Raw genomic sequence first — 11,045 nt, 5'->3', positions numbered from 1 at the left:
TCGATCCAGAGATGCTAGCTGCCGATCAGGAAAACCTCTTCCAGATGGTCGAGATCCTGCACGATTTCGTCGTACGGCCACAGAGACAAAGCCTCCACCAATACGGCGAGTGCGGGTGGCACCATAGCTAATTCAATCTTATGTCCGGCCGCGCGGTGTACCGTTGGCGAGAAAACAGCCTTCTCCGCCGAGGCGACATCCCCTACCGCCTTGCGAACGAAGGCGCCGACGTTAATCGACTCATCAACGTAACTGACGACGGACGGTCATACCTTGTTCGCTCACCGCTTGCCCGAGAGGCAAGCGAGAAGGGCGGCCAGGTTCGTCACGCAATCTCACTGTTTCGTGGCCGTGGGCCGGGCGGCACCAGAAGCGCTCCGCGGTCGCAGCTCTGGCGCTGGTGATCGAGGAACATCGCTACGGGATACTGCGAGAAGTTCTGGCAAAGTCCGACCGCGTCGTCATATTTGACGTGCGACCCGGTGCCCAGTCCAGAAGTCGGACGCCGTCAGGTTCCGCGGCGGGTGCGGTGAGGTCGCTTCTCACCAGATAGTCGGTCACTGCCGGTCTCCGTCCAGCCCTTGGATGGCCTCGTACGTCGCACGGAGGGCATCGTCAGCGATCTGCCGCCCCTGCGGACCCGACCAGTCCACCGCGAATGGGTCGTCAGGCAACCGAAGCGAGACCATAGTCTGGATGATCTGACGCATCTCCTCGTCCGCCCGGCGCACAGCGTGGGGATCGGAGATACGGGTGAGCTGTTCGGCGATGACCGGAACCCGGTTGTAAACGTAGTGAGCCACGAACGATTCCAGCAAGGCGGCAAGGGTCTCCCGGGTGACCGCCGCGTCGGCCGTGCTGGTCAGGTCGGCCCAAGTGTCGGCGTCACCGAACACTTCCTCCAAGACATCGCACACGGCGTCCCGGGCAGCCTGCGAATCCAGGTCGTCCCCGTCCCCGGCAACGAAAGTGATCATTTCGTCGAGGACGTCGAAGCGCGTCCGGCCGACGAGCGCGGACAGCCCTAACGAGTCGAGGGTGCTTTCGAGGACCTCGCCGCCGACGCCGGCCAGCAGCGCGCCGAGCCGCTGGACCCCAGCGCTACCAGCCCTGGCACCGGCTGCAGCACCTGGCCGCCCAGCACCGGGACGTGACGGGCGAGTACCCGCCGAGCGAAGGCCGGGGTGTTCGGCGAGCCGGTGGCGAGTCCTCGCGTGTAGGACGTGGTGGCGTGCTTGAGCGGAGTCCACACGCCGCCACTGCCTGCCGCACGGTCGGTCGAGGTCCCCATCAGCGTCTGCCTGAGAGCTGGCGCATCTCCCGCGCCTGTCGGACGATGGGAGCCAACCCGGGAGCAGTGCTGTTCTCCCAGCGGTCGAGGAGCGCGGCCACGAGGGGGTTGTCAGCGGGTAGCCGGGCAGCGTTCCCCGCGTGGCGCACCGGGATCGCCGCCGGCGGGATGCGCATCAACGCCTCACAGACAGGCTGAACGGTATCGGGCGCGCGCTCGGCGAGTTCGAGTGCCGCGACGAACGCGGGACTGTCTGCACGCCGTGCAAGCATCTCGACGAGGGCCTCCAGCAGCTGAAGCCGGTCCGCTGCGCGCAACGTCGCGATCTCGCCGCAGGCTCCTCGCCGAACCTCCGCGACCTCCGACTGAACTTTGGTCAGGAGCTCCTGCAATAGTGGAGGTAGCCGGGTCACGGCGACGCCCAGCGTCAAGGATGGTCGCCAGGAGTTCCGTCGGCCCGATCTACGAAGCGCTGCGGACCGTGCTCGACGGCGACCGGGCCCGCGGGTAGCCAGCCGGCCTCCGCCGGCCCGGACCGCGCACGGGCGCGACCGGCACGGCTGGTCGCGCCCGTGCTGGTGCGCCGCTGCTACGGGCGGCGCACCAGCACGTCGCCCGCTGGTCCGGTCAGATCGCTCACGAGGGCCTCCGGCAGCAGGCGGCGAGTCTCGTCCAGGTCCAGGTAGAGCTGTTCGAACCGCCGGGCGTGGCCCGGGGAGATCCCGCAGTACAGCCGTAGTCCGCGCTCCACATCGGCCCTCTCTGCTCCGGCGCGATCCAGGTGGTGGAAGCCGGGTGCCAGCCACTCCTGGCCGGACCAGCGTGCGAGGAGCTGCTCGAGCTTGTCGGTCGTCAGCTGGTCCACGGTCGGGCCGGCGGCCAGCGCCTCCTGGGCGAAGGGGTCGAAGTCCGGCTGCATCCCGTGCCGCGTGTGACCCATGCCCATGACCGGCGGCCCCTCATCGACGACGACGATGAGCCACTGTTCGGCGTCGGCCGTGCGGGACGGGACCGGGATGGCCGCTTGTGGACGGGACATCGTGAAGTCGATGTCGGCCAGGTCCAGCTCGGTCGCGCCCGCAGGCACCGGCAGGATGCGCACATCGGCTGAGTCGCCCAGGACGTCGAGCAGACGCACGGCTGCGCCGGATGCGTCGGTGAGGTCCGCGGGCGCCCGTACGACACCCTTCGGTGCGTGTGCCGTGCCCTCGTCGGCGAAGGCGGTGCCGACCTGCTCGAGCGGCACCAGGAAGTCCGCGGTGCTGAAGGTCGCGGCGACCGGACAGGTGATGCGATCGACGTGGGCAACCGGGGAGTGCTGCCACCATGCTGGCGCACCGACGTCCATTCCGTAAGTACGCCGCCAACCCTTGTCGATGAAAGGCAGGAAGACACCCATGAGGACGCCCATGAACGGGTGCTCCGCCGGAGGTTCGGCGGCGATCCGCGGGCAGTTGTCCATCATGTAGGCGCCCTCGTACGCGAGGTTGACGACCGGCGCGTTCGCCGCGACAGCGCCGGCCGGGAACGCCTCCGCCGCGACGAGCAGCGCGGCGTAGCCGCCGGCGCTTCCTCCGCTGTACACTATCGCCGCTGGGTCGACGAACTGCAGGGCACGGACCATGTGCGCGAGAACATAGTCGGTGTTGGGCCCCCGGCACAGCGGGTTGTGGAAGGGGAAGACCTCGTCCTCCTCGGGATCGCACGGTGTCACGACGATCCACCCGCGCCGAACACGCTCGCTCGCTAGCGCATCGGTGAGCTCATAGCCGCAGTTGAACCAGACCGGCAACCGGTCGCCCTGGCCGGTCATGGGGTCGGCAGGGAGGAACAGCTTCGCCCGGGCCTCGTAGGTCTCGCCGCGCAGATCCTCCGCCGTGAAGCGCAGCCGTACGAGTCCAATAGGACCGCCGTCGAGCTCCCGCTCCTCGACGGAGACCTCGGTCAACCGCCCGGCCGGGTCGTCGAAGGCTGAGGTGAGAAGGCTGTCCCAAGCGGTCGTCATGCGCGTCCCTCTCATGGGTTTGAGGCTGACCCGGCGCCCGCGCGCACCGGCGTGCGGTGCCGGGCAGCCACTCTCGATGCATCCTGCCTCAGAACTCGTCCAAGTGGAAGGTATTGAGTACAGGGTGCCGTGTACCGGTGCGACGTCGACGACAGCCCCGTCCGGTCCGCCTGCGACGCGGAGGCGCTCGTCGCGACGCTCGACCCCCCGACGCCATCGCCGCGCGCCGGGTCGGTCCTGGTCGTGGACGAAACCGGCGATCTGAAGCAGGGCACCCAGACCGTCGGGGTGCAGCGCCAGTACACCGGCACCGCGGGCAGGATCGAGAACGCGCAGGTCGCGGTCTACCTGGCCTGTGCCAGCGACCGCGGACACGCGTTCATCGACCGTGCGCTCTACCTACCGGCCAGCTGGACCGGTGAGCCGGCGCGCCGCGCCGCGGCCGGAGTGCCCGAGGGAACCAGGTTCGTCGACCGCACTGCGGATCCGGCGCAATCGGATGGCCTCGCCGGCCGGCGGGGCCGACCGCACCGGTCCTGGGCCTAACTTCAATCCAACGGTTTCGGACATCGGACGATCACGCGGTTGCGGCCAGTCTCTTTGGCCGTGTAGAGCGCCTGGTCAGCGCGGTAAAGGAAGTCGGCCAGGTTGGCGTCGTCGGGAGCCGAGGGCGTAAGGCCGATGCTGAGATGGACCGTGAGCGGTCCGGCCGCGGTCTCGATGGGGCTCTCCGCGACCGCGCATCGTAGGCGATCTGCCCGCTTCTCGGCTGCCGGAAGTGGACCAAGCAGCAGCGCGGCGAATTCCTCGCCCCCGACTCGACCTACGAGGTCTTCCTCACACAGGCTGATCCGAATGCGACGAGCAACGCCGGTGAGCACCTCATCGCCGACAGAGTGTCCGTATCCGTCATTGACTTTCTTGAAGTAGTCAATATCAATCATCGCCGCATTAGTCGGCTCTCCGGCAGCGATGCGCCGGGCGAGAGCGCGCGCCGCCTGTTCGAAGAACTGGCGCCTGTTGGCGAGTCCGGTCAGTGGATCCGTCGCTGCATGACGACGCAACTCCTCGACCATCTGGGCATTTTGATAGGCGACTGCGGTCTGGTCGACAACGGTATGCGCAATCTGAACCCGGGTGTCACCGTAGAAGTCCGGAAACCCGGACGCGAGGACAAACATGATCTGACCACGACAGTGGAAGGGGAGCGGTATGATCAGGAGGCTTCTGGCCTCAGATCTTTGGCCGGGCAGCGGTGCACTGTTGCCATCGACCGCCGTCACCTCGCCGCCGGCCAACGCCTCCGCCAACGGCCCTTCTTCGGGATGCGCAAAGACCATGCCGACGGCTCGACTGTCCACATTTCCATGGATCGAGTCGACCCGGAGTCCGTCGGCGACGCACTTCAGGATCCAGGCGGCATCGAAAGGGAGAATCTGGCGGGCCGCGGTCAGGACCCGGCCAGGTATTTCGGTCACGTCCAGCGTCGCGGCGGCCCGCGCGGTGACGAGGCGCAGGGCCTCGGCAAGTTCCCGCTGGGTTCTCTCGGCCGCGACGAGAGATTCGAGCCGAACCTTCTCGGCACTCTGAAGGGAGACACCGACCTGTTTCGCTAGAACTACAAGGATCTCGGCGTCCTCGTCCGTGAACAGACCTCGGGCGACCCGACTGTCGACATACACGACGCCGACCTGCTGGTCGTCGATAGGGACAGGAGCGGCGATAATGCTACGTAGCACGTGTTGGACACCGCTATAGGAGACCAAGGCCGCGATCTCGTCTGAGCCTGTAGCTACCAACGGTCGTTGCTGATCTCGTACGCGTTCAGCAACCTCCGTCGCGAAACGCTGGAGCTCGCCACGATAGTCGTCATCACGCTCGCCAGACTCACGAGTGCGACTCGCATAAAGCCGAAGGCCGCCCGGCCTAGGCGAACCGTGCGCAGCCTCCGGCAGGAAGAGCAAGGCACGCTCAGCACCCAGAATCGCGATGATTTCATCGAGCGCCACGACGGCGACGCGTTGCGGCGCCGTTTGTTGGCCGGCAGCCGCGCTCACTCGGAGAACCGCGTCAAGGCGACGCCGGTAGCGGCTCGCCGCAACCTTCGGCTGCGTTCCCACCGGTTCCCTAGGCGAGGCCTGCTGCCCGAGGCGCGGAAACTCGTGGAGCACCCGGCGCTCACGGCCGACCCATCCACGGCGCCGGGCAAACTCGAGAGCCAGGTCCGCCTCGGTCTCCGCACTGTCTATCTCGCCGGCGGCGCGAAGGCATCGAGCACGCTCGAGGATCGCGTCGAAGCGGACACGTGGCAGGTCGAGGTCCCGTGCCATCCCTTCCGCGACGTGGATTGCCTCCAGCGCCGCGCGATCATCATTGGCGAGCTCGCGCTCCACTGCGCGCAGGACCTTCAGGTCCGCGGCATATGGCGGGTAGGCCCCGGCGCAGCGCGCTTCACGCAAAGCGCGCCTCGCTGCCTGACAACGCCTGGTCCGCTCGAGACCCGGTGGCGTGGCACGCGCCTGCTCGAGGCGACCCCGAGCCTTCGCAACCCAGAAGTACCGAAACGACTTGGGTACCTGGCGAGGACGAAACCCGATGGAATCCCCGGCGGCGACCGCAGCGTCGAATACGTGCCCAAACTCGCCGTCCTCGATCTCGGACTCAGCGACATCACCACAGATAACATGACGGCGAAGGCGTTCAGCTGCTGGTTCTTCATCGAGTGCCGCCAGGCCCGGATCCGGAATCGGCGGGAAACCGAGGATCCGAGCAAGCCTAGCCCTGACTATCGCGAGATCAGCCCGAAGCACCTCGTCTCCCGGGTTCCCTGACTGAGTCTCGCAGGCGTCCCACGCCTCCCGGAACAACCCCCGTTGCAGGCGACTACGAATCAAGTGGGTCTTGCTATTGGCGTAATGCGCCGTCTCTATCCATCTCCGCTCACTGGACAGGCACTCGGTAAATACATCTTCCGCCTCACTGTTCCGGCCGCCGAGCAGCAACGCGCCACCGATATAAAGATCTATCGTCGCCCGCAGCAGGGGGTCGTTGCTCTGCTCCGCGAACGTCCGTAGCCGGCAGATGGTCCTTTCCACGGGCCATCCTCGACCGAACTCCGTCACGAGAAATAGAGAAAAGACACGTGAACGTAAGTACGCGTCCCCACTACCAAGCCGCCGGCGAGGCGTGACAGCGGACATCATGAACGCCAGCGCCGATCCCATCCGCCCGCGAGACCATTCAGCCTGAGCACCGACGTCGTAGAGGCGACATCGCAACTGGTCGAGTTTTCTTTTGTCGCCGGTGACGCGACCGTAGCCGGTCCAACTCCACCGACAGGCTGTTCCGACCAGTAGTCGTGTCACACTGACCGCCGCCATCTCCAGCGGGTTGTCTGGTAGCCGTCGACCGATCTCCAACAGGCCTCGGTGCACGTACTCACACGCCGCCGCAGTATGAAACCCAGCCGCCTCGACCCGGGCCAGCTCAAGATAGATCGACGCACGCCGAAGCGCCTCATGCTGCCCGCCGAGGGCGCGCAGGAAGTGGGCCCGGGCCTCGCTGGCATGGACCGTTCGGGCGCACGCGACAGCGAAGCCCTCCTCGAAGTCGGCGCCCGGTTCAAGGCCGGCCTCGAGCGCGGCCGCCAGGGCGGCCTCATAGAAGTCGAACGCATCGTAGGGAGCCGCGGCGGCCAGCGCCTCCGTCGCGGCGGCAGCCACCAGCCGGAACCGGCGCGGCGGATCTAGCTCTCCGGCGATAGCGTGCCGCGCGGCTTCGTATGGTCCGCGGCGCCCAAGCGCGCTATCGGAGTCAAGAACATCGACGACACGTCGATGGATGGTTCTCCGTAGCGGCATGGCCATGGTCGACACCAGCGCCTCGTGGACACAGTCATGAACGAACGACCACGTATCGTCCCCATTGGGCACGGCGAGTTGGTGCGCCTCAGCCTCACTCATGAGCTTCGTCACCAAGGCAGGTGTACTGGCGCTCACGGCCGCCAGGAGACCAAGGCTGAAACGTCGGCCGATCACTGCGGCCACACCCAGAATCGACCGAGCTCTAGGGCTGAGAGCGTCCGCTCGCCGACGAATCAGGTCGAGGACCGTCACCGGCAGCGGGAGGGATTCGAGCTCGGACCTGTCGAGTGCAAAGTGCCCCCAGTCGGGGCGAACCAGCCCCGCGTCAATCACCGCTTGCACGTACGAGACTACAGCTAGCGGATTTCCCGACGAGCGGACAGCTACCTCGCGTGCGAAGTTCTCGTCAGTGATCTCGCCGAGATAGGCTCGGATCAGCGCAGAAACCTCATCACCGGTCAGTGATTTCAGAGCGATCTCCCAGCTTCTCGCGAGCCCAGTTGCAAGGCGCAACGAAGGGTCGCGTGTGGTGTTGACGATCAGCAGACGCGATGCATAGGCAGACGCCGCTAGGCTCTCGAGGACCGCCCGGTCACCGGGCGAGAGCCAATGAGCGTCGTCAACCCAGATGAGCATTCCGCCCGAGAGCGCCGCCAACCGGCCGAGAAGCCCGACCACAGCTGCTCGGAAACGCAACTCGTCGGCCTCTGGCTCGGGGGTTCGCGGTGCCTCCAGGTTCAAGGCGCGGTCCAGGAGGGGGTGCAGCCTGGACAGGCGGACAGTGTCCTTGCCAGCGGCTGCCACGACTCGGTCGAGCAGTTCCCGCCGTCGCGGCTCAGAGACGAAGGACAAATCCCGAAGGTGCCCACCGATCAGATCGCGTAACAGGGCGAACGGAACGGAAGCCTGGGGCGCGCATCGACCGCGCAGCACCGGGCGTCCAGCCATCAGGCCTGGCGTGGTGGCCAACTCCCGAACGAGCTGGGTCTTACCCGCGCCGGCCTCGCCGATCACGGTGACAACGCCACCCTTGCCGGCGAGACAGTCGGACCAGGCTCGCCGAAGCAGAGCGCGGGGCTGCTGGCGTCCGACCGTCGTCCTGGTCATCCAGGACGCCTCACTCGCCGCGGACGGACACAGGGACTTCCTTACTGGGCCCGAGGCGAGCGGGAGGAGTGCTGAGGCGACGTCCCTGGCTGACGGATACCTGTCGTCCGGGTCCTTGGACAGCAGTCGGGCAACCACGCCCGCCAGCTCCTCGGTCACGTCAGTCCGCAAGCAGGCCAGGGACTTGGGAGCCGTGACAGCGTGCAGCCGCATGAGCTCCGCGGCGTCAGTGGCCTCGAACGGCGGTGCCCCGGCCAGGCAGTGATATAGGACAGCGCCGAGCGCATAGAGATCGGCACGCGCGTCGACTTCCCGGTGCAACATTCCGGTCTGCTCAGGAGCGGAGTAAAGAAGAGTACCTACCGCCGTTTCGTCCGCCAACCGCCCAGCTTTGGCCATCAGGCCGAAGTCCAGCAGCATCACCCGCCCGCTAGGACGGATGATGATGTTCATCGGCGTTACGCCCTGGTGCACCAGACCTCGCCGATGCGCCTCGTGCAACGCTGAGGCGAGGTCGAGCGCGATTCGGGTCGTCTCGCCGACACCGAGCGGGTGCGATCGAATTCGCGACTCCAAGGAGTCGCCCTCGACGAGATCTGTGATGAGGTACGGAAACCCAGCCGCCCGGCCCGCCGCCCACACATGCGATATATTGGGGTGGTTTATGCAAGCGAGAACTGTTGCTTCCCGCGCGAACGAGCGCATTGCACCCTTATCGTCCGCAACCTGTCGTAGTGGCATTTTTAGAGCATATTGTCGACCCGCTCGCTCAGCCCGATAGACGATGGAATTCGAGCCACGCCTCAACTCCTCACCAAGTACTACGCCTGGTATCGTGATCCGACTCATGAACCTCGCCCTTACCTCCCGCCCGCGACCTCCTCTACCCTCTCAGGAACTTACGATACGGCGGCACGAAATAGAGCGCCTGCCGATCTTGCATCCGCCCGCATCGGGCGACCAAATGCAACGAATCGGAGTAAATGGGCTGCTCTCGAATCGAGTTCGGATTCCATCACGCGATGGGCATGCGTCACCGAGTGATGGATCGCTGCCGCCTCGTCCACGGGTACCCGTCTCGGAGTTCCACCGGTTCCGGTCCCACGGTGGTGATCGTGGTACGTCCGGCTCACACGACCACACTGCCAGCGACGAACGTATCGCTGACCGCCACATTCCGATCCACCGGTTCATCCCTGTGTCTGCTGTCGAGGTGTCCGGCGGGTTCGCTCCACCTGGTTGTTGCCGCTGGTGGCCACTGTCCGTAGTGCAGCCCGCCGGACCTCAAGGTCCGGCCGGCGTGGCTTGAGAGGAGCGTGGCGTCGCCCCTGACAGGGATATGCCCGCCGACCGGCCCGTGCCCCTCTTCGACGAAGGAGACACGGTTCATGGTCACTCTCAGGGTCGACGCGCACAAGCGCACCCACCCATCGTCGTCGTCGACGACCACGGCCGGAAGCTCGCCGAGCGCACGACCGGGACCGCGACAAAGGATCACCTCGGCCTGCTGCGTTGGGCGCGGACACTCGGTGATGGCCGGCGAGTCGATCGTGCGCGTCCCCCCGAAGCTGATGGCAGCGAGCCGGAACACGGCCCGCACGTACGGCAAGTCCGATCCGATCGATGCTCTCGCGGTCGCGCGGGCCGCCCTGCGCGAGCCCGACCTCCCCGTCGCCCGATTTGACGGCCCGGACCGTGAGGTCCGGCTCTTGGTCGATCACCGAGAATCCCTGGTCGCGGAACGCACTCGGATCATCTGCCGACTGCGCTGGCATCTCCATGAGCTCGACCCGTCCTGGGAACCGAACGCCCGCGCCCTGGACCGCTCCTCGGCCTACGACACGATCGAGGTGCGCCTCGCCGATCACCACGGCGTCGTGGCCCGCCTCGCCCGCACGCCTGTCGGCCGCTGCCGTGATCTCACGCTGGAGATCGACCAGCTCACCACCGAGATCACCGAGCTCGTGGAGCGTCTCGCGCCGTCGCTGACCGCTATCCCGGGATGCGGCGCACTGACGGCGGGGAAGATCCTGGGTGAGACCGCAGGCGCCGACCGTTTCCGGTCGAAGGATGCCTACGCCCGGCATAACGGCACCGCGCCGCTACCAGTCTGGTCATCGAACAAGGCCCGGCACCGGCTCAGCCGCACCGGTAACCGCCAGCTCAACGCCACGCTTCACCGCATCGCGATGACCCAAGCCCGCTGGCATCCACCCGCCACAGCGATGATGGCGCGACGCAAAGACAGCGGCGACAGCGGCCGCGAGGCCCTGCGCGTCCTCAAACGACGCCTCCCCGACGTCGTCTACGCAGCGCTACGAGCCGACGACCCCACCCCAGCCAAACCCGCCGCTGCTTGACAGAAGAGCTAGGGACACTCTGTACTCGCGACGCTCGCCCACGCCTTCCTGACGATCCTCGCGGCCGACCAACGCGACCAGCCCTACGACGACGGACTGCTACCCCTGACCGTCAACGAGGCCCGACGCCTGTTTCTCGCCATTCTCGCCCGACCCACAGCCGTGCTCGATCACATCCTGCGCTGGTCCCGGTGGCGACGCCGCCACCAGGCCAACGTCAGAGCCATCCACTGATCGCAAAAAATCGCCTGCCGTACTACCCCGATGAGGATCTCCATGATCTGCTCAACGCCATGATAGACCAGCGCCGTGAGCAGACCGTAGCGGTTGCCGAAGTAGCGACGCATGCGGCGGACTGATACCCACGTCGCGCGCGACGTGGTCCATCGAGAAGTCGAGGCTATGCGACGAGATATGCG

General features: G+C 66.4%; 6 protein-coding genes and 2 pseudogenes. 2 read left to right on the top strand and 6 right to left on the bottom strand.

All coding sequences use genetic code 11. From position 1 onward, the window contains the following. Positions 1-557: 557 nt before the first annotated feature. From ACG83_RS45015 to ACG83_RS39230, 4 genes are all read right to left on the bottom strand, one after another. Positions 558-977, bottom strand: coding sequence for a hypothetical protein (locus ACG83_RS45015; protein WP_054571332.1), 420 nt, complete (start codon positions 975-977; stop codon positions 558-560). A gap of 47 nt (positions 978-1,024) precedes the next feature. Beyond that, complete coding sequence (locus tag ACG83_RS45665) at positions 1,025-1,291, bottom strand: hypothetical protein (RefSeq protein WP_161934854.1); 267 nt, start codon at positions 1,289-1,291, stop codon at positions 1,025-1,027. After that, complete coding sequence (locus tag ACG83_RS39235) at positions 1,291-1,722, bottom strand: hypothetical protein (protein ID WP_054571331.1); 432 nt, start codon at positions 1,720-1,722, stop codon at positions 1,291-1,293. Before ACG83_RS39235 ends, ACG83_RS45665 begins: the two co-directional genes overlap by 1 nt. A 158-nt stretch (positions 1,723-1,880) precedes the next feature. Then, on the bottom strand, positions 1,881-3,296 hold the full coding sequence (locus ACG83_RS39230; protein ID WP_054571330.1) for a S9 family peptidase: 1,416 nt from the start codon (positions 3,294-3,296) through the stop codon (positions 1,881-1,883). Between the two features lie 231 nt (positions 3,297-3,527). Here ACG83_RS39230 and ACG83_RS39225 point away from each other — a divergent pair. Further along, positions 3,528-3,773: pseudogene (locus ACG83_RS39225) on the top strand (transposase); the annotation flags it as partial. Between the two features lie 71 nt (positions 3,774-3,844). Here ACG83_RS39225 and ACG83_RS39220 read toward each other — a convergent pair. Further along, on the bottom strand, positions 3,845-9,115 hold the full coding sequence (locus ACG83_RS39220) for a diguanylate cyclase (protein ID WP_054571329.1): 5,271 nt from the start codon (positions 9,113-9,115) through the stop codon (positions 3,845-3,847). 539 nt (positions 9,116-9,654) lie between these two features. Here ACG83_RS39220 and ACG83_RS39215 point away from each other — a divergent pair. Next, positions 9,655-10,626 (top strand): annotated as a pseudogene (locus ACG83_RS39215) (transposase). Positions 10,627-10,796: 170 nt separating this feature from the next. On the opposite strand, the gene ACG83_RS45660 reads toward ACG83_RS39215, so the two are convergent. Further along, positions 10,797-10,973, bottom strand: a complete 177-nt coding sequence (locus ACG83_RS45660; protein ID WP_161934853.1) for a hypothetical protein — start codon at positions 10,971-10,973, stop codon at positions 10,797-10,799. Positions 10,974-11,045 lie beyond the last annotated feature (72 nt).

It is taken from the genome of Frankia sp. R43, from assembly GCF_001306465.1.
GTDB lineage: Bacteria > Actinomycetota > Actinomycetes > Frankiales > Frankiaceae > Parafrankia > Parafrankia irregularis.
The sequence above is the reverse complement of the archived record's forward strand: the minus strand, read 5'-3'. Positions and strand labels throughout refer to the sequence as shown.